The organism is Pedobacter sp. JY14-1, from assembly GCF_029269825.1.
Taxonomy (GTDB): Bacteria; Bacteroidota; Bacteroidia; order Sphingobacteriales; family Sphingobacteriaceae; genus Pedobacter.
The window spans coordinates 59,824-78,225 of record NZ_JARJHU010000008.1; the positions used below are offsets into that span (position 1 = coordinate 59,824).

Sequence of the window (18,402 nt, forward strand, 5' to 3'; positions counted from 1 at the left end):
TTCAAGCGGCAATCATGCAAAAGACATTAATCCTGTTTATTTTCGTACTCCTGTCCCTGCAATCACCCGGACAAACAGCACTTTCAGAAACTTCAGCAGCTGATCCCGGCACAAGCAATCCGAATGCTCCGGGAATCGCCATTATACCCGAGCCCGTATCGGTCAGTAAAAGCGAAGGCCACTACATCCTTCCTGAAAACCTAGTTATCCAGGCGCCTGCCCTGCCTGAACTCAAACAGACGACTGCGTTTCTTCAGGAAAGGCTATCCATACCTACCGGCAGTTTTGTTTCAGTTGTAAATAGCCCCGGTCCGGCAGCCGGGATCAAACTGGTCCTGAACGACAAACCAAATCATACGCTTGGCAATGAAGGCTATCAGTTATCCGTCACCCCAAACACCATTACGATCAAAGCCAATAAGCCAGCCGGCCTGTTCTACGGGGCCCAAAGCCTTATCCAGCTTTTTCCGAAAGAGATAGAAAGCAAAGAGGAGGTGACCGGCGTCGAGTGGACGGCACCCTGTATAGAAGTAACTGATTACCCGCGTTTAGGATGGCGCGGGCTGATGTTCGATGTCGCCCGTCATTTCTTCACCAAAGCAGAGGTTAAACAATATATCGATGCCATGGTACGGTACAAATACAACATCCTCCACCTTCACCTGGCCGATGATGAAGGCTGGAGGATCGAGATTAAAGGCCTGCCCAAACTGACGGAGATCGGTGCCTGGCGCGTTGATAAAGTCGGAGAATTTGGATTTTTCAGTCCTCCAGGGCCGGACGAGCCCCGTAACTATGGCGGCTTCTATACGCAGGATGATATCAGAGAGATCGTCCAGTATGCCGCAGAACGTTTCGTCAACGTCTTGCCGGAAATTGATGTGCCCGGCCACAGTCTTGCGGCGATCGTTTCTTACCCCGAACTTTCCTGCACTCCGGGTGCAGACAAATACCGGGTGCGTTCGGGAGAACAGATCATGGACTGGTCGAGGGGTGCTCCTCCCATTGCCCTGATTGACAACACACTGTGCCCTGCTAATGAAAAGGTCTACAGTTTCCTGGATACAGTAATTACCCAGGTTGCCCAGCTGTTTCCATTTGAATACATCCATATGGGCGGTGACGAGGCTCCCATCAACTTCTGGCAAAAAAGCGACGCCATAAAGGCCCTGATGCAAAAGGAAAACCTGAAGAACATGCACCAGGTGCAGGGTTATTTTGAAAAAAGGATTCAGAAGATTGTAGAATCCAAAGGCAAGAAATTCATGGCCTGGGACGAAGTACTTGAGGGCGACATGCCGTCCAGTGCAGCAGTGATGAGCTGGCGCGGGATGAAGTACGGAATCGAAGCCTCAAAGAAAAAGCATGAAGTGGTAATGAGCCCTACGGACTACGCCTACCTCGATTATATGCAGGCCGATGTAATTACCGAACCTAAAGTCTATGCCTCATTAAGACTAAGCAAATCCTATCAGTTCGATCCGGTTCCGCCAAGCGCAGATGCACGCTATGTAAAAGGCGGGCAGGCTAATCTCTGGACAGAGCAGGTTTACAACATCCGCCAGGCAGAGTACATGACCTGGCCCAGAGGTATGGCCATTGCCGAATCGGTATGGTCTCCGGCCGAGAAGAAAAACTGGAACAATTTCTTCGCCAGGGTAGAGCAGCATTTCAAACGCCTGGACATCGCCGAGACCAAATACGCGCCCAGCGTCTATGATCCTATTTTCGCCGTCAGCCGTTCTGCCGATAAACAACTGATCATTGAGTTAAGTACTGAGGTTGAAGGGCTGGACATCTACTACAGCTTTGACAACTCCTTTCCGGACCGTTTCTATCCGAAGTACACTGAAAAGCTGACCCCGCCGAAGGATGCGACCACACTGAAAGTAATCACCTACAGAGGTAAGACCCCCGTAGGCCGCATGATGGTCATGCCCATTGAAGAACTGAACAAAAGATCCTGGAAACGCTAAATTGAGGTATTTCGTACATATAGGTTATAACGGTTATCGTTATAACGGCTGGCAGAAGCAGCCAAACCTGCTCAACGTACAGGGAATTATAGAGCAAAAACTGACTGAGGCACTGAAAACCCCGGTAGAAATTATCGGTTGTGGCCGCACAGACACCCATGTCCATGCCAGCCAGTTCTTCTTCCATATGGACATCGGGGAGGAATGGACATACGATCTGTCGTTCCGGCTCAATAAGCTACTGCCGCCGACTATAGCTGTCTTTGATATTATTCCTGTCGAAGCACACCGGCATGCTCGGTTTGACGCAGTGCTCCGTTCTTATGATTATTACCTTCATACCTACAAAAACCCCTTTCTGCATCATATCAGTTCCTATTATCCTTACCCTGAACTGGACTTCAGCAAAATGCAGGAGGCAGCGGCTCTGCTTCCCAAATACAAAGACTACCGGGCATTTTGCACAAGCCCGGACAAATATGAACACACCCGCTGCAACGTAATGTCTGCGCAACTACACTTCGATTCCAGCGGCCAGAAAATGCGGTTTCAGATCTCGGCCAATCGTTTCCTGGGCAAGATGATCCGCATTATCATGGGTGAATTGCTCAAAGTAGGACAGCACAGGTTGAGTACAGACGAATTTGAACATTACCTGAACAGCAGGACCACCCCTAAGTTGCTGTCTCCTGCCCATCCCGAAGGCCTTTACCTTTCTAAAGTGAGTTATCCTTATCTCAACCTGCCCCCACGGACTGATTTTGCCCAACCTTTCCTAATTATCTGACGACTAACAAATTGCACTTGCTTTTCTGAGACTTTTTTGTTACATTGTATCTAACCAATATAAAACAGGAGGCATTTATGACTGTCATTCAAAAAATTGAACATTGGGGCGACCATCATCACGCCAAATGGCTGGATATTATCCGTGTCGCACTCGGCATCCTTATTTTCAGCAAAGGCATCGCCATTGTCAGCAACACCTCGTCGCTTCAGGACTTGCTGCTGCAAAACAATGTATTCGGATTTTCCGGGATGATGGCCAGCCTCGCTGTGCACATCATCGGTTTTGTGCACCTAGTAGGCGGCATCCTGATTGCTATCGGCCTGGTCACCAGGTTTGCGGTGGTTATTCAGATCCCGATCCTGCTCTGTGCAGTATTCTTTGTCAATATCGCCAATGGATTTTCGGCACTCAATTCAGAGCTCTGGCTGTCGGTCATTGTGCTGCTGCTGCTCGTGCTGTTCTGGGTAGTCGGCTCGGGTCCCTATTCGGTCGATGAGCAAATGAAAAAGGGCGTCCGCCGTTAGGTTAAGGCCCTCCACAATCAGGGCTGCGTTTTCGTAAAATAAAGACCGTTCCGAAAGCTTTTCCCGGATGAAGGATTCCATTTGCGTTTCGTCAAGGTCTTTCAGCAGCGGACGGGTATGCTTACCGGATTCCAGTCTTTTTACCAATGCCTTTGGTGACAGGCTGAAGTACACGGTAAGCCCGTGGGCATTCATCCAATCCATATTGTCAAAAAAACAAGGCGCTCCTCCACCCGTAGCGACTACACAGTTTTCGGGATAGGAATAGGTTTTCAGCGTTTTGCTTTCCAGTTCGCGGAAACCGGATTCACCATGTGCGGCAAAGTAAGCTGCGACGGTACTTCCTGTCCGCTCCTCGACGACATGGTCCAGATCTACAAATGCAAAACCCAGTTTACGCGCCAGTTGCTTCCCCGTCGTGGTCTTCCCGCAGCCCATAAACCCTACCAGAAATATCTTCATGTCAAGCTATCTTTATCCTGGGGTCGATAAGGGAATATCCTATATCTACCAGTATGTTAATGACTACAAATATAAAGGCTATGAACAGTATCGATCCCATCACCACCGGAAAATCCGACATTTCCAGGGCAGTCACCGTCGTACGCCCCAACCCATTATACCCAAATATATATTCAACGAAGAAAGAACCCGCCAGAAGCGAAGCGAACCAACCCGATATGGCGGTGATCACCGGGTTCAGCGCATTTCGCAGTGCGTGCTTGTAAATGATACTGTTCCGGCTCAGCCCTTTAGCCCGGGCTGTACGGATATAATCCTGCGCCAGTACCTCGAGCATCGTGCTGCGGGTCAGCTGAACAATAATGGCGAGCGGGCGCAGTCCCAATGTCAGCATCGGCAAGCACAGGTTTTTCAAGGTCAGTACCTCACCTTCAAAAGGATCGTAGCTATACAGGCTACCTGACATACTCAACCCTGTATAATCACTCAGTACAAAACCAAAAAACCAGGCAATGATGATCCCGGCAAAGAAGGAGGGCGCAGAAATCCCGAGAATGGCGAAAGCATTCGCAGCGCGGTCTATCCAGGAGTTCCTGTAAACCGCAGAAAGCACCCCCATGAAAATCCCGGTCAGTGTAGCAAAAATCATTGCTGTCAGCGCAAGCACAAAGGTATTCGGTACTGTCTCCCTCAATATGGTCATCACTTCTCTTTTGGTCTGGTAAGAACGCCTCAGATAGGGCCATTTCAGCGCCACAGTCTCCTTACCCAATTGAAACAGTTTCACATAATTGTATTTTTCCCTTGCCTCCGGACTGTCCTCATGAAGCCCAATGGGTGAAAGATCGTTCAGATACAGCATAAACTGCACTGGCCTTGACCGGTCTAGACCAAACTCCTTCCTGACGGCCTCCAGAGATTGCACATCTGAACGTTGCCCCAATGTCATTCTGGCCGGATCGCCAGGCAGGATATTGAAAAGAACAAACACAACCACAACCACACCAGCCATCACCGTCAGTCCATATAATGATTTCCTGATGATGTAGTGCAGCATAAATCTTATTTAGCAAAGTAAGTCTCCGAGAGTTCTTCAAAGGAAGGCATGGTATTGTAATGCCACTTATTGACAATGACCCCATTCTTCAGCAATAATACTCCGGGGTTAGCCCTGACCATACTCTTCAATGGCACCGCATCCGCATAAAAGATCTCCATAAACAACTTCAGCCGGTTGCTGTATTCATTTGCCTGCTGAGCAGTTCCCGAAGTCAGCAATACAGTCCTGATATTGAACTGCTCCGCAGCGTTGAGCGCAATGGCATTGAGCTTACCTATCGCCTCTTCATGGGTATGCGCCAGGTCGTAAGCTACTACGACCAGGTTATAATATGGGTTTTCGATCAGTTCCTTTGTATAATCAGTGCCCGAAGCGTCAGCGATCATCAGGTCCCTGATCTTTGGCTGATAACCTTTCTTTACCAGTTTGCTCTCCGGCTTGCCGGTAATTTCCCAGTTTTCATCCTTCCATATCTCCGTTTTCAGATAATCCTTATCGTCCATCGTTTTAGTTTCGCCCGTAACCTTATTCTTCAGCGTATAGATGATCGAATATTCGTCAGGCTTCGCTCCCGGCGGAATCCGCATTAATTCCGGAATATTACCACCGATCTTATAGGGAAGAAAATCGATCACCGGCAACCGGGTATAAGTATACAGGCTAAACAATACAGAAAGTACTAACACGAGCACAAACAATCCCTTTTGCAAACCTGCATTCCCGGTGACAGATCTGATCAGTTCCCGATACCTGAACAGGTAAATGATCATAACCAGCAATACAACGTCCTTAGAAAAGGATTGCCATGGCGTCAGCGGTATCGCATCGCCGAAACAGCCACATGAAGTGACTACCTTGAAAAATGCGGAAGCAAACGTAAGTCCGGTAAAGAAAACGATCACCAGCAGCAAACCCCATGTCACCTGTTTCCGCCAAAACCCAAAGAGCAGCAATGCCCCAAGCACTACCTCAAAAACACAAAGTGCAATGGCAATCCCCGTTGCCATACTACTGAGGAAAGGCATATGGAATACCTCAAAATATTCTTGCAGTTTATAGCCGAAACCCAGAGGGTCATTGGCCTTAATGAGTCCTGAAAAGATAAAAAGAACGCCGACAAAAACACGGCAGAAATTGACCAGAGACTTTTTCATGTTATTCTACCCCCAATCTGATCAGTGCAAAAACAGCGTAATTCAGCATATCCTGGTAGTTTGCATTAACACCCTCTGAAGCCAGGGTAACCCCTTTGTTATCTTCAATCTGCTTCACCCTTAGCAGCTTCATCAGAATCAGGTCGGTAAGCGAACTGATGCGCATCTCCCGCCAGGCCTCCCCGTAATCATGGTTCTTGGCAAACATCAGTTCCCTGGTTTCCCTGATCTTTTCGTCGAATAATGCCTCTACCCGGAGCGGGTCCAGTTCATAAGGATCCTCATCGCTGAGTTCCAGCTGCATCATGGCAATTACACAATAGTTCACAATACCGATGTATTCCGGCACGACACCATCACCTACCAGCGACACCTGCTTCTCTTCCAGTGTCCTGATCCGCTGTGCCTTAATAAAGAGCTGATCCGTGATCGACGCCGGGCGAAGGATGCGCCAGGCCGTACCGTAATCATTGGTCTTTTTCAGAAAAAGCGATCTGCACACAACGATCACCGCATCATATTCCAGGGAAGTATTAGTTGCCAAGTCAGTTTAAGTATTAAGTTCGAACGAATGCCATGCAAATCATTAAGTTTGCATGTAAACAATGGCTAAAGATACATTTTTAAACCCAAAACGCACACTAAATGCCCGCGGAAGGCTGATCGACCTGAGTACCCCCAAAGTTATGGGTATACTTAATATCACTCCCGATTCCTTTTACAGCGGCAGCCGGATACAAAGTACCGACCAGGCGCTGTTCAATGCCGAAGCCTTCCTCAATGAAGGCGCCACCTTTCTCGACATCGGTGCCTATTCTTCCCGCCCTGGTGCCACGAACATCGGCGAGAACGAAGAACTTCGACGGCTCATCCCGGTTATTGCAGCCATCAGGGAAAAGTTCCCTGAGGCGCTGCTTTCTGTAGATACCTTCCGGGCGAGGGTCGCCTATGAAGGCATACAGGCTGGGGCCCACCTGATTAACGACATCTCCGGTGGAACCCTGGATGATAAAATGTTCGACACCGTCGCTGGCCTGAAGGCTCCGTACATCCTGATGCACATGCGGGGCAACCCGCAGACCATGCAAAAGGAAACACAGTATAAAGACCTTGTTCTCGACATTGCCACCTACTTCTCCGAACGCGTTGCCAGACTAACCGCATCGGGTGTGCACGACATCATCCTTGACCCTGGTTTCGGGTTTGCCAAAACACTTGACCAAAACTATCAGCTCATGCAGCACCTCGAAGACTTCCATATCTTTGGCCTGCCCCTGCTCACGGGTATTTCCCGAAAAGGCATGATCTACAGATTACTGGAAACCACGCCGGAGGAAGCATTAAACGGTACTACCGTACTTCATACCATCGCCCTGTCTAAAGGCAGCTGCATCCTGCGTGTACACGATGTAAAAGCAGCAAGGCAATGTATTACTTTAACAGAAAAACTGAAGCAATCTGATTAATTCCTAAATTGGCGTAATGAAAGGCCTGGACTTCGATTTTCTCAAACTCACCATCACCGATTCGGTCGATATCATCCTGGTCGCCCTGCTGATCTACTACATTTATAACCTGATCAAGAACACCATCGCCGTAAACCTCTTTCTCGGAATGGTCATCATCCTGATCATCCACTGGCTGGTAGAGCTGCTGCACATGCGCCTGCTATCGACCATCATCAATCAGTTCATCAGTGTCGGGATCATTGCACTCATTATTATTTTTCAGCCCGAGATCCGAAGGTTCCTCCTGCTCCTTGGCAAGAATACCTTCCTGCAACAAAACAAAGCCTGGTGGGGTTACATTTTCGGCAGTAAAAATATAGAACGCAATAACCTCATCCGCATCAAACCTATTATCGATGCCTGCAAGAGCATGAAGAAATCACGCACCGGCGCACTGATGGTATTTGTTAAGTTTTATGATGACCAGTTATTCGCCAACAGCTGTGAAGTCATGGACGCAAAGATCTCTAAGCGGTTACTGGAAAGTATCTTCCAGAAATACAGCCCCCTGCACGATGGTGCAGTCGTCATTGCCGAAAACAAGATCAAAAGTGCCAGCTGTATCCTGCCGCTCACCGATAATGACAAGCTTCCACCACAGTTCGGCCTGCGCCACAGGGCAGGCATTGGTGTTTCGGAGGCAACGGATGCCGTAGCCGTCATCATTTCAGAAGAAACGGGTGAGATCGCCTATGCAAAGCAGGGCCGGGTCAGGATGAATGTATCCTTTGGCGAACTTGAGAAGCTGCTCAATAAAGATTTTTAAAGGCGCCCGGAATAATATCAGGCCGCAAATTCCTTCGCCCCCATCGCTATACTGTCCCTCAGGGTACGCTGCAGGATCTTCCTTGCCCTGGATACATGCACTTTAGAACAGGTTTCAGTAATATTCAGTGCCTCGCTGATCTCCTTATGAGAATAACCTTCTACGGCGTGCATATTAAAGGCGATGCGATAATGCCGCGGAAGTACACGTAAAGCTTGCGTCAGGTAATCCGTATCACACTTGTTGTATTGAGAAGTGGAATAATCAAGTATAATATGGTCATCCATGCTTACTGTACTGACCCTGCGTTGCTTCTTCCTGTAGTTGGAAAGCGCCACATTCACCACTACACTCCGCATCCAGCCTTCAAAAGAACCGTCACCTGTATAACTGTTTATCTTCAGGAAAATATTGGTAAAGCCGATCATCAGAAGATCCTCTGCTTCCATGTGGTCCGATGAATAACGAAGGCACACCGCAAAAAGCCTGGGCGAAAAAGCTTTGTAGATCATTTCCTGTGCCCGTCTGTCACCCGCCTTGCATTGCTCCAGAAGCACATCCGGAACCTTATTATTGAGCTTTATCATGTTAATTCTTGGTTTGTCAGTTTCACCGGCAAAATTACCGGGCGACTTAAAACCCAACAATCACACGTTCATGGGATTTATCTAAAATAACCTGGTTTTCAACGCCTTAGCAACTGCCTCACTTTTAGAGTTAACCTGCAGCTTTTCATAAACATTTTTGATGTGCGAGCGCACCGTATCAATGGAGATAAAAAGTTCTGCCGCCACCATTTTATAACTGTAGCCGTTTACCAATAGCTTCAGCACATCCATCTCCCTGGCAGAAAGGTCAAAGTCCTGCGTTCCCGCGTTATTTCCGGACTTTACCATATTCAGCACCTGGGTAGCGATTGAAGAGGTCATAGGTGCTCCTCCTTCCATTACGTCTGCGATATATTCCAGCAAACGGGCCGGTGGTGTCTTTTTCAGCAGATATCCGTTCGCACCGGCCTTTACCGCCTCGAATACATTTTCGTTGTCATCAAAAACTGTCAGCATCAGCACCCTCACATCACTATCCGCAGCTCTTATTTTTCTTAACCCCTCGATACCATTTACCATTGGCATATCAATATCCATCAGCACAACATCGGGCTTTAGTTCATCCAGTTGCTGCTCCACTTCCGCACAATTCCCGAATGCCCCGGTAAGCTGAAAACCAATGCTTCCGGAAATCAGTATGCCCAATCCCTCGCGCAACTGCTGGTTATCTTCATAGATGAGTACCTTTATCATATGCCCTTTTATTCGTTACTCATGAATATAAGGTTAAAAAAGTGATCCTTCATAATACAAAACTCGCGAATAGCAGAAGTGCGGCCTATCGCATAATCATGTGATTTAGGCTGATCCGGCGTTTTCGGCTGTAACCTTTCGCCTCGTTTCCAGTCTTCTGATATATCCGATAAACGCAAAGTATATGTTTGGAAAAATCCTTAAATGGGCGGGTATCGCCCTTCTTTCATTAGTAATCCTGCTCGCGGCAGGTTTTGGCTTCATCTCTTATAAAGTAGGCAAGAGAGTCAACAGGACATACAGCTTCAGCAAAAGAAGTATAGCTATCAGTACCGACAGTGCAACTGTTGCCAGAGGAAAGCACCTGGTCATGATCAAAGGATGTAACGACTGCCACGGAGATAATCTTGGCGGGAAAATCATGATCAACGACTTCCCTATGGGAAAGTTAAGCGCTGCCAATCTGACTTCCGGCAAAGGCGGGCTTGGCCCGGATTATACCGTGGAAGACTGGATAACTGCACTCAAACACGGGATAGGTACAAATGGGAAGCCGCTGCTCCTCATGCCGTCTCATGAATCTACTCAGCTTACCGATCAGGATATCGCAGCCATCATCGCGTATTGCCGGTCGGTAGCTCCTGCAGACAATAAACTGCCACCGAACCATTTGGGACCCCTGGGCAAAATACTTACCAACTTCAATAAAATTCCCTTGCTTTCAGTAGAAATGATCGATCATCAAAAGGCAGCAAAAGTGTCCAACGAAATGCCACAGACACTTGTCGAGACGGGTATGTATCTGGCAGTTTCCTGTTCAGGATGTCACCGTTCCGATTTTAAAGGCGGACCGGCATTTATTCCCGGCGGGCCTCCGGTACCCAATATTACTGCTTCGGGTAATCCCGGCAAGTGGACGGAAGACCAGTTTCGTATGGTGTTGCGCACCGGCAAAACCCCGTCCGGCAAACAGTTGAAAAACGAAGATATGCCCTGGAAAATGACCGCACATTATACAGATGAAGAGATCAATGCACTATATCAGTTCCTCAGGTCTGACCTATAATCAAGCACAATGAAAAAAATACTTCTACTAAGCGGGCTTTTGCTTGCAGCAACAGCCCCCGGTCAGGCCCAGTTCCTGAACAAGCTAAAACAAAAGGCACAGCAAGCCATTAAGAAAAATACCTCCGGAGAAGAGGAAGAAAACCAGGAACAAGCTACAACCCGGGAAAGCGATATGCCAGCACCGGCCACAAACGTTTCAGGAACACAGGCTCCTGCCAGTGCCGGGATACAGCAATATGGCAGTGCCCTGTTCAAACTTGAAAGCGGCGAAAGTTTCTGTTATAACGAACACAGCCTCAAAGTAACCAACGGAACTTCTGCGGTTAAGGTCATCACTAAAAAGAACAGGGAATTTTATCTTTATGAGAACGATCAAAAAACCGGACCGTTCAAAACCGCACCCGTAAATCAGCTGGACGGCTGGCCCCATAAAGAAGACAGTGACAGGTCCGAAGAAAAGAAAACGGACTGGCAGCCGTATGTAAGAGCAGGCGTACTCACTGTAGACGGCAAAAACCAGGGAAATTACATGGCGCTTGCAAGTTTCTATCACAACAAAGAAAAAAAGAAATTCTATGGGGTAGCGATGAACCTGGAGAACAACAATATGACCACCAGTCTTATCAGCGACAAGGGAAAACGTAAGCTGCCCATGACCGGTGGTGAGCTTATTATTGCTGAAAATGACGAGTTCGCCGCCGCCAAAGTAACGGCAACACAATACAATGCCAAGACGGATGAAGAAAAATTCAAGTATGTCGCAAATGACGACTTTTACCTCATCTGTACCGACGGCCGTACACTAGGTCCATTTCAGGAAGTACAGGCTCAGGAAAGCTACCTCGACGACAAGGGACGTTTCATCCAGGTCTCCCGGAGCCGGCATGCAGTATTCATTAATGGCAAGGAAGTTATCAGATACAGCGAAAACTTCAACGGAGACGGAAAGCTGTTTATTGGCAGTGAAACCTCATGTGCCTGGTTTGAGCGTGGCGAACTCTCCTTCACAGACGGCACCAGGATTGCGGGAGCCATCATGCCTACTATTTCCCGGATCGGAGACAAAACTGCTGTCCACTGGATAGCCATCCAAAATCAGCAGGTATATGCTTGTAAAAAAGACCTGTAAGACCCTACTCTACCTAATACTGTGCATGGGCATTCAGGCCCATGCACTAAACTACCGCCGGATTTTCGACGACAGCTATACCAGTGCCGAACGCTACGCAGAAGGCATCAGACCGCAACTGATACAAATCGCCCGGCAATACGGGGAAGACTGGCGGCTTATCGAGAGCATCGTTTTTCCTGAACTTATGCGTTATCACAAAGTCTACGATGCAGTGGAGACCAGTTCGCTCATCAGCCTATACACTACCCTGGGTATCCGTTATGCAGACTTTTCCATTGGCCGCTTTCAAATGAAGCCCTCATTTGCCTACTCAGTAGAACAATTCCTATGGGAAGGTAATTATGCACAACTAGCCACCCAACTTGGCTTCAAGTCTGATGATACAACAGATAACGCAAGCAACCGGTACCAGCGCATCAGCCGTCTTGAAAGCACCAACTGGCAGATCAGGTATGTCATTGGCATGGTACAATGCATGAGGTCCAGGCACAAAGCCTATCTGAAAAAGGCTGGAAATACCCATGTGCTCAGCTTCATTGCCTCCGGATATAATTCCGGTTGGTACAGATCTGCGGCACATATACAGTATTACAGCAAGAAAGCCATGTATTCGCTCAGCAAGTGGCCTTCAAAAAAAAAATATTGTTTTGCTGATATCGCATTGTTCCGCTATCGGGAGCTGCAACAACGTACTAAATATTCTTAGGATTGAATGATCCGTGTTCGCGGTCATTTTGATAATTGAGCGCATCGTCATGGCTTTCGTCTGCATGTTCACGCGCCTGCGGATTACCCTTGCCCTCTGCTTCTTCAGGGGTTTCATCATGCCTTGTCTTTCCTTCGCGCATTTCCTTAATGCTCAGGTTGACGTCTATATCATGTTCTCTTTTGTCTTCCCGGCCTTTCAGCGCATTGTCCCCGCCAGTTCCTTCAAACCCCGGATCAGGGTTGCTGTTTTCAAATTCTGTTTCTTCTGTTTTCATAGCTGTAAGGTTTTGATACAGTCTTATAACAACGCCGGAAGATTAAGGTTTGACAGAGACTGATCGAAATATGCGATCATTAAAAAAGCGGGAATGGTCATTCCGACCACGCCCGCCTATCTAAATTAACGCTCTCGGATATAAGACGCTGGTGCAGAAATATTATTGTGTAACAACCGGAAAAAATAAGAATATTTTCAAATGCCTCTTTAATCAATCTATTTTCGCTTCCAGGTCCTGCCTCCACTCAATATCCCTGTGAGCATCACAATGGCAGAAATGACCATGAAAAAGCCACTTATGGCCAGCGGAGACGGCTCAAACCCCGCCTGAAATACGTACCTGGAAAGCCCCCAGGCCCCGGTAACCGCCAGCATCATACCTGCACCTGTCGCCACCATGCCCAGGAAAAAATATTCCACTGCCGTAATAACCAGCAACTGACGACGACTGGCCCCTAACGTCGTCAATAACATTTGCTCCCGGTTGCGCTGTGCATGGCTGACCAAGACAGCAGATACCAGTACGATCCAGCCCGTCACCATACTAAATCCCGCCATAAAACGGATGACAAAACCGATCTTTCCAAGTAACTCATCCAGCACACGGAGTACCAATTTCAGGTCAATCACCGAAACATTCGGAAATGTACGCACCACATCTGCCTGAAAAGCCGCAGAAACCTTGCTATCAGGTACTCTGGTCATCAACACATGAAACTGAGGTGCTTCTTCAAGCACCCCGGTCGGAAACACTACGCGGAAATTTGTCTGCATCCTGGCCCAGTTCACTTCTCTGATACTACCTACAACCGTACCGATCATGACTCCCTGTACGTTAAACACGATGCTGTCACCCACATCTACATGGATGCGGCGGGCATAATTTTCCTCCAGCGATACCCGGATCCTGCCGTCATCCGCGTCTCCGCGCCACACTCCCCGTAATACTTTTTCTGCCGAGGTAAGCTTCCGCTGAAATGTAACCCGCAATTCACCGTTGAAGGCCCTGCCAGGAGGTTCCTGAAAACCGCCGCGGCGACCTCCGCCTTCCTGCTTCGGTGCTCCGGGAGCAGCTTTTAGCCTGGTGTGCTTTTCAACTGCTACACTATCCGCCTTCGCCAGATTACTTGCCCGCACTCCGTTGATCTCATCAATCCTGACGGTAATCACCGGCACCTGGCTCAACACCGGCAGCTTATACTTCCTCGTTAGCGCTGCTACCGCATCACGCTGCTCCGTCTGTATATCAAACAATACCGTGTTCGGCTGATCCGGACCACCTGCTATCGTCACTCTTTTGATCAGCACCTGCTGTACAAAGAACAACAATCCGATAAATGCTGCCGATAAACCAACAGACACCATCAGTACCATCGTCTGGTTTTGCGGACGGTATAAATTAGCAAAGCCCTGCCGCCACAGGTAACCGGTACGCTCAGGTAGCAAGCGCCGTAACAACCACGTCAACAGCCTGGAAAGCCCATATAACAGTAAAAAAGCGACAACAATACTTCCGGTAAAAATTCCGGCTTCCTGCCATCCCCCTATCTGCAAAGCAGTAAAGCCCAGGATAAATAATAATATGAGCAGGTAAACCAGCCATAGCAGCGGGTCCCGGCGGCGCTGCGCAGGCTCAAACGAGATCCTCATCGCGTTCAGCGGTGAAACATGCCTCACCATCAGCAAAGAAGGCAGGGAAAACAATATGGAAACGAGCAGGCCCAGGGCAAGTCCCTGCCCTATAGCCGGCCAGCTCAGACGCATGTTCATCTCAACCGGCAGTAAGTCCTTCAATACATATGGAAGCAGATATTGCAACCCTGTCCCCAGCAGGCAACCCAAAATGGCACCTGTCAGCCCGATAACCCCAATCTGTATCATAAATATCCAAAAGGCCTGCCTGGCCTTTAATCCCATACACCGCAACGTAGCAATACTCTCCAGTTTTTCTCTGATGTATACATGCACCGCGCTGCCTACACCGATACAGCCCAGCAGCAGGGCCACAAAACCCGAAAGTGACATGAACCGGTTCACATCACGGAAAGACCGGCCCGTATCCTCCTTTCTTGAAGCCACCGTTTCCGCATCAAGCCCATATTTGTCCAGATCCTTTTCCAACCTTTTTACCACCGCAGCTACCTGTGAAGGGTTGGCAAACTTGATATAATATCGGTATTTAATCCGGCTACCGATCTTCGTCAGACCGGTTTCTTCCAGGAACTGCAAAGGAATATATACTACGGGAGCCACAGTCGAAGAAATCCCCGTCTGTCCCGGCACCTTGTGCAGCGCACCCCTGATCAGGAAATTCAATGCACCTACTTTTATCGAATCGCCAACCTGAGCACCATATTGCAGCATCAGCGTCTGGTCTACCAATGCGCTGCGCGATGAATCCCTGAACTCCTTTGCCGCCTTTGCCGGAGTTGTTTCAATTGCCCCATAATAAGGATAGTTGCCTTGCAGCGCCCTTACCTGCACCAGCCTGCTGCCACCATCCTTTACAAAATAAATCATGGAGGCAAAGCTCCGTTCAAAGGAACGTTCCTCGCCCAGGGTATCCATCAGTGCGTTTGTGCCTTTACCCGGTGGCGAATTACCGTCCAGCACCAGGTCTGCGCCCGTTAGCTCCATAGCCTGAGTATCGATATCCCGGCTCAGGTTATCGCGAAAGGCAGTTACTGCGACCAGTGCTGCTATCCCCATCACCACTGCAGCGATAAACAGGAACAACCGGCCCAGGTTTCGCCTGCTGTCCCGCCATGCCATTTTAAACAACCACGCCATCATTGTATTCTGCCACCTTTCATCCGTATGACCCTCGATGTCTTCGAAGCCAGTTCAGGGTCATGTGTGACGATGACCAGTGTAGTTCCCGCTTCCCGGTTCAGTTCAAACAACATAGCTTCGATCCGCTCCCCGGTTTCCTCATCCAAATTTCCTGTAGGTTCATCTGCAAAGAGCAGCGCTGGCTGGTTAGAAAAGGCCCTGGCCAACGATACCCGTTGTTGCTCTCCGCCTGAAAGCTGTACCGGGTAATGATCCGCCCGTTCAGCCAAACCTACTTTTTCCAACAGTTCCAGCGCCCTTGTCCTGGCTCCTTTCCGGTGTCTCAGTTCCATGGGCACCATCACGTTCTCTAAAGCCGTCAACGTAGGCATCAGCTGAAAATTCTGAAAGATAAAGCCTACGTAATCGTTCCTTAACCTTGCCCTTTCATCTTCACTGAGTCCGTCAAGGAGGATACCGTTCAGTATGACACTCCCGGCACTCGCCCTGTCCAGGCCTGCACATATTCCCAGCAAGGTCGTCTTTCCACTTCCCGAAGGCCCCGTAATGGCTACCGTGTCACCCCTGGATACGGAAAAGTCTATGTCCTTTAATACCTGCAGCTCCCTGCCGGCACTTTTATAGATTTTGTTTACCTGCCGCAACTCAAGGATGGCAGCCGTGTTTTGTTGTTCTGGTGTATAATAAGACATGCCTGGTGAAATCATATATCGGGCCAAATCCTTACCTTAGAACTATTGATTACAGTTATGTTACGAAAGAAAATGATCACCCTATTGCTCCTGTCGGCAACTTTTGCAGGATGCGGAAACAACGAGAAAAAAGAAACCCGGGCCGAAAGATTGACCGGTTCCGGCAATGAGACGAAGCCTGCGACAGCAACACCGGCATCACAAACCAGGAACATCCTGTTCTTCGGTACCAGCCTTACAGCAGGCTATGGCCTGGACGACCCCGCTCAAGCCTATCCATCCCTCATCCAGGAAAAGATAGACGCGTTACATCTGCCCTACAGAGTGATTAACGGAGGCCTTAGCGGCGAGACCTCTGCGGCGGGAAAAGCCCGCATCGAATGGCTCCTCAAACAACCTGTCAGCATCTTTGTGCTCGAACTTGGCGCCAATGATGGTTTGCGCGGGCTGTCCGTAAAACAAACTTCGATCAATCTCCAGGCAGTCATCGACAAAGTGAGAAAAAAATATCCGGAGGCTAAACTGGTTATGCTCGGCATGCAGATGCCGCCCAATATGGGGGCAAGATATACCAGCGAGTTCAAACAGATCTTCAGTGACCTGGCGACGAAGAACCAGATGACCTATGTCCCCTTCCTGCTTGAGGGCGTAGGGGGTGTGCCCAAGCTCAATCAGCAGGATGGCATACATCCTACAGCCGAAGGACAGAAAGTGCTGGCCGAAAATGTCTGGAGCGCGTTGAAGGGACTGCTCTAAGCCTGACCGCGGCAGCCAGGGTGCAGGCCATCAGCGAAAACAACCCGGTGGCTTAGGTGTTATCATCAATGAACAATATGACAACAGCTAATTTTTTGCCATGAAAACAAAGATACTCGCAGCGGCAGTCATTGTATTTACCGCAGCCTGCAACAGCCCTTCAAAAAAACAGGACACTTTAACTGATACTACAGGCAAAGACACTTCTGTCACCGGTATGGTTAAGCTTCCCGAACCGGACACCAATGCCGCAAAGACAAAATTCAGCAAAGTCATTGGCTGGCCTTCCGGCAAAACTCCTGTTGCACCTGCGGGTTTCACCGTTGCCAGGTTCGCTGAAAACCTGAAAAGCCCACGTAATATTTATATCGCCCCGAATGGCGATATTTTCGTTGTCCTTTCCAACTCAGAAAGATCATTAAAGGAAAAAGTAGCCGGGGCCATTACCGGCAAGTCTAAATCTGAAGTCACCGGGGAAAGCGCCAATACCGTTGTTCTCCTGCGCGATGCCAACAAAGACGGCATACCGGAAGTAAAAACCAATTTCCTCAGCGGCCTTAATCAGCCGTTCGGTGTCTTAATTATAGGAAACTCCTTTTACGTAGCCAATACCGACGGGCTATGGCAGTACCCCTATAAGGCTGGCGATACCCGCATTACTGCACCAGGCAAGAAAATACTCGACCTTCCTGCCGGGGGCTATAACAACCACTGGACCCGAAACCTGATTGCCAGTGCCGACAATTCCAAAATATATATTGCCGTAGGTTCCGGCAGCAACAATGGCGAAAACGGGATGGAGAACGAAGTACGCCGTGCCAACATCCTGGAAGTGAATCCAGACGGCTCAGGAGAGATCATTTATGCAAGCGGGTTGCGCAATCCGGTTGGTATGGCCTGGGCACCCGGCACCAATACGCTTTGGACAGCTGTCAATGAACGTGACGGACTGGGTGATGACCTCGTTCCTGATTACATCACCAGCGTAAAGAAAGGTGGTTTCTATGGCTGGCCCTACGCTTATTATGGTCAGCATGAAGATCCGCGCATGAAAGGACAAAAGCCAGACCTGGTGGCCAGGGCCATCGTTCCCGATGTTGCTACTGGTGCACATACTGCTTCTCTGGGACTTACTTTTTACAACAGCGACATATTTCCCGGAAAATACCGCAATGGAGCCTTCATTGGTCAGCACGGCTCCTGGAACCGGTCCGAACTTTCCGGTTACAAAGTTGCCTTCGTACCCTTCAGCAATAACAGTCCTTCCGGTAAACCTGAAGACTTCCTGACGGGCTTCATTGCCGACCTGGACAAAGGCGAAGTATATGGCCGTCCGGTTGGTGTAGCAGTAGCCCCAGACGGCGCTTTGCTTGTCGCTGATGATGTCAGCGGTATGGTATGGCGGGTTGCTGCGAAGTAATGATGATGTAAGATA

19 protein-coding genes are annotated in these 18,402 nt (G+C 48.9%); 10 read left to right on the forward strand and 9 right to left on the reverse strand.

Features of this window, described 5'->3' with window-relative positions:
- Positions 1-14: 14 nt before the first annotated feature.
- The 3 genes from P2W84_RS13890 (at position 15) to P2W84_RS13900 (ending at position 3,290) form a co-directional block, all read left to right on the forward strand.
- Positions 15-1,976, forward strand: a complete 1,962-nt coding sequence (locus P2W84_RS13890; protein WP_276090751.1) for a family 20 glycosylhydrolase — start codon at positions 15-17, stop codon at positions 1,974-1,976.
- A gap of 1 nt (position 1,977) precedes the next feature.
- Positions 1,978-2,763: a tRNA pseudouridine(38-40) synthase TruA gene (gene truA, locus P2W84_RS13895; protein ID WP_276090752.1), complete on the forward strand. Its 786-nt coding sequence runs from the start codon at positions 1,978-1,980 to the stop codon at positions 2,761-2,763.
- Positions 2,764-2,840: 77 nt separating this feature from the next.
- Entirely contained in the window at positions 2,841-3,290 is a 450-nt protein-coding gene (locus tag P2W84_RS13900) for a DoxX family protein (RefSeq protein ID WP_276090753.1), read from the forward strand.
- Here P2W84_RS13900 and P2W84_RS13905 read toward each other — a convergent pair.
- From P2W84_RS13905 to P2W84_RS13920, 4 genes are read right to left on the reverse strand one after another with little or no spacing between them, the layout of a single operon-like run.
- Entirely contained in the window at positions 3,180-3,752 is a 573-nt protein-coding gene (locus P2W84_RS13905) for a shikimate kinase (protein ID WP_276090754.1), read from the reverse strand. The two genes, P2W84_RS13900 and P2W84_RS13905, sit on opposite strands and share 111 nt — an antisense overlap.
- A 1-nt stretch (position 3,753) precedes the next feature.
- Positions 3,754-4,809, reverse strand: coding sequence for an ABC transporter permease (locus tag P2W84_RS13910; protein WP_276090755.1), 1,056 nt, complete (start codon positions 4,807-4,809; stop codon positions 3,754-3,756).
- Between the two features lie 5 nt (positions 4,810-4,814).
- Positions 4,815-5,966 carry a BT_3928 family protein gene (locus P2W84_RS13915; protein ID WP_276090756.1) on the reverse strand — a complete coding sequence of 384 codons (1,152 nt, stop codon included), beginning with the start codon at positions 5,964-5,966 and terminating at the stop codon, positions 4,815-4,817.
- Position 5,967: 1 nt separating this feature from the next.
- Positions 5,968-6,510, reverse strand: coding sequence for a DUF1599 domain-containing protein (locus P2W84_RS13920; protein WP_276090757.1), 543 nt, complete (start codon positions 6,508-6,510; stop codon positions 5,968-5,970).
- Between the two features lie 61 nt (positions 6,511-6,571).
- On the opposite strand from P2W84_RS13920, the gene folP reads away from it, so the two are divergent.
- On the forward strand, positions 6,572-7,432 hold the full coding sequence (gene folP / locus P2W84_RS13925) for a dihydropteroate synthase (protein WP_276090758.1): 861 nt from the start codon (positions 6,572-6,574) through the stop codon (positions 7,430-7,432).
- A 16-nt stretch (positions 7,433-7,448) separates the two neighbouring features.
- Positions 7,449-8,240, forward strand: coding sequence for a diadenylate cyclase CdaA (cdaA, locus tag P2W84_RS13930; protein WP_276090759.1), 792 nt, complete (start codon positions 7,449-7,451; stop codon positions 8,238-8,240).
- Positions 8,241-8,257: 17 nt separating this feature from the next.
- Here cdaA and P2W84_RS13935 read toward each other — a convergent pair whose 3' ends face one another.
- Together P2W84_RS13935 and P2W84_RS13940 are read right to left on the reverse strand one after the other, a co-directional pair.
- Positions 8,258-8,827: a sigma-70 family RNA polymerase sigma factor gene (locus P2W84_RS13935; protein WP_276090760.1), complete on the reverse strand. Its 570-nt coding sequence runs from the start codon at positions 8,825-8,827 to the stop codon at positions 8,258-8,260.
- A gap of 81 nt (positions 8,828-8,908) precedes the next feature.
- On the reverse strand, positions 8,909-9,541 hold the full coding sequence (locus P2W84_RS13940) for a response regulator transcription factor (RefSeq protein ID WP_276090761.1): 633 nt from the start codon (positions 9,539-9,541) through the stop codon (positions 8,909-8,911).
- Between the two features lie 184 nt (positions 9,542-9,725).
- Between P2W84_RS13940 and P2W84_RS13945 the strand changes: the two genes are divergently transcribed.
- From P2W84_RS13945 to P2W84_RS13955, 3 genes are read left to right on the forward strand one after another with little or no spacing between them, the layout of a single operon-like run.
- Positions 9,726-10,607 (forward strand): c-type cytochrome, encoded by an 882-nt coding sequence (locus P2W84_RS13945; RefSeq protein WP_276090762.1) that lies wholly within the window; start codon positions 9,726-9,728, stop codon positions 10,605-10,607.
- A gap of 9 nt (positions 10,608-10,616) precedes the next feature.
- Positions 10,617-11,738: a hypothetical protein gene (locus P2W84_RS13950; RefSeq protein WP_276090763.1), complete on the forward strand. Its 1,122-nt coding sequence runs from the start codon at positions 10,617-10,619 to the stop codon at positions 11,736-11,738.
- Positions 11,739-11,763: 25 nt separating this feature from the next.
- Positions 11,764-12,447 carry a hypothetical protein gene (locus tag P2W84_RS13955; RefSeq protein WP_276090764.1) on the forward strand — a complete coding sequence of 228 codons (684 nt, stop codon included), beginning with the start codon at positions 11,764-11,766 and terminating at the stop codon, positions 12,445-12,447.
- On the opposite strand, the gene P2W84_RS13960 is transcribed toward P2W84_RS13955, so the two are convergent.
- From P2W84_RS13960 to P2W84_RS13970, 3 genes are all read right to left on the reverse strand, one after another.
- Positions 12,434-12,724 (reverse strand): hypothetical protein, encoded by a 291-nt coding sequence (locus P2W84_RS13960; RefSeq protein ID WP_276090765.1) that lies wholly within the window; start codon positions 12,722-12,724, stop codon positions 12,434-12,436. The genes P2W84_RS13955 and P2W84_RS13960 overlap by 14 nt on opposite strands.
- A 218-nt stretch (positions 12,725-12,942) precedes the next feature.
- Positions 12,943-15,498, reverse strand: a complete 2,556-nt coding sequence (locus P2W84_RS13965) for an FtsX-like permease family protein (RefSeq protein WP_276090766.1) — start codon at positions 15,496-15,498, stop codon at positions 12,943-12,945.
- Between the two features lie 17 nt (positions 15,499-15,515).
- Positions 15,516-16,211 carry an ABC transporter ATP-binding protein gene (locus tag P2W84_RS13970; RefSeq protein WP_276090767.1) on the reverse strand — a complete coding sequence of 232 codons (696 nt, stop codon included), beginning with the start codon at positions 16,209-16,211 and terminating at the stop codon, positions 15,516-15,518.
- Between the two features lie 57 nt (positions 16,212-16,268).
- Between P2W84_RS13970 and P2W84_RS13975 the strand changes: the two genes are divergently transcribed.
- Together P2W84_RS13975 and P2W84_RS13980 are read left to right on the forward strand one after the other, a co-directional pair.
- Positions 16,269-16,967 (forward strand): arylesterase, encoded by a 699-nt coding sequence (locus P2W84_RS13975; protein ID WP_276090768.1) that lies wholly within the window; start codon positions 16,269-16,271, stop codon positions 16,965-16,967.
- A gap of 100 nt (positions 16,968-17,067) precedes the next feature.
- Complete coding sequence (locus P2W84_RS13980; protein WP_276090769.1) at positions 17,068-18,387, forward strand: sorbosone dehydrogenase family protein; 1,320 nt, start codon at positions 17,068-17,070, stop codon at positions 18,385-18,387.
- Positions 18,388-18,402 lie beyond the last annotated feature (15 nt).

What these genes read in the sequence shown, in the direction of transcription:
- P2W84_RS13890 (WP_276090751.1), top strand. Translation starts at nt 15, where the DNA reads ATGCAAAAGACATTAATCCTGTTTATTTTCGTACTCCTGTCCCTGCAA.
- P2W84_RS13900 (WP_276090753.1), top strand. Translation starts at nt 2,841, where the DNA reads ATGACTGTCATTCAAAAAATTGAACATTGGGGCGACCATCATCACGCC.
- P2W84_RS13905 (WP_276090754.1), bottom strand. Translation starts at nt 3,752, where the DNA reads ATGAAGATATTTCTGGTAGGGTTTATGGGCTGCGGGAAGACCACGACG.
- P2W84_RS13910 (WP_276090755.1), bottom strand. Translation starts at nt 4,809, where the DNA reads ATGCTGCACTACATCATCAGGAAATCATTATATGGACTGACGGTGATG.
- P2W84_RS13915 (WP_276090756.1), bottom strand. Translation starts at nt 5,966, where the DNA reads ATGAAAAAGTCTCTGGTCAATTTCTGCCGTGTTTTTGTCGGCGTTCTT.
- folP (WP_276090758.1), top strand. Translation starts at nt 6,572, where the DNA reads ATGGCTAAAGATACATTTTTAAACCCAAAACGCACACTAAATGCCCGC.
- cdaA (WP_276090759.1), top strand. Translation starts at nt 7,449, where the DNA reads ATGAAAGGCCTGGACTTCGATTTTCTCAAACTCACCATCACCGATTCG.
- P2W84_RS13935 (WP_276090760.1), bottom strand. Translation starts at nt 8,827, where the DNA reads ATGATAAAGCTCAATAATAAGGTTCCGGATGTGCTTCTGGAGCAATGC.
- P2W84_RS13940 (WP_276090761.1), bottom strand. Translation starts at nt 9,541, where the DNA reads ATGATAAAGGTACTCATCTATGAAGATAACCAGCAGTTGCGCGAGGGA.
- P2W84_RS13945 (WP_276090762.1), top strand. Translation starts at nt 9,726, where the DNA reads ATGTTTGGAAAAATCCTTAAATGGGCGGGTATCGCCCTTCTTTCATTA.
- P2W84_RS13950 (WP_276090763.1), top strand. Translation starts at nt 10,617, where the DNA reads ATGAAAAAAATACTTCTACTAAGCGGGCTTTTGCTTGCAGCAACAGCC.
- P2W84_RS13955 (WP_276090764.1), top strand. Translation starts at nt 11,764, where the DNA reads ATGGGCATTCAGGCCCATGCACTAAACTACCGCCGGATTTTCGACGAC.
- P2W84_RS13960 (WP_276090765.1), bottom strand. Translation starts at nt 12,724, where the DNA reads ATGAAAACAGAAGAAACAGAATTTGAAAACAGCAACCCTGATCCGGGG.
- P2W84_RS13965 (WP_276090766.1), bottom strand. Translation starts at nt 15,498, where the DNA reads ATGGCATGGCGGGACAGCAGGCGAAACCTGGGCCGGTTGTTCCTGTTT.
- P2W84_RS13970 (WP_276090767.1), bottom strand. Translation starts at nt 16,211, where the DNA reads ATGTCTTATTATACACCAGAACAACAAAACACGGCTGCCATCCTTGAG.
- P2W84_RS13975 (WP_276090768.1), top strand. Translation starts at nt 16,269, where the DNA reads ATGTTACGAAAGAAAATGATCACCCTATTGCTCCTGTCGGCAACTTTT.
- P2W84_RS13980 (WP_276090769.1), top strand. Translation starts at nt 17,068, where the DNA reads ATGAAAACAAAGATACTCGCAGCGGCAGTCATTGTATTTACCGCAGCC.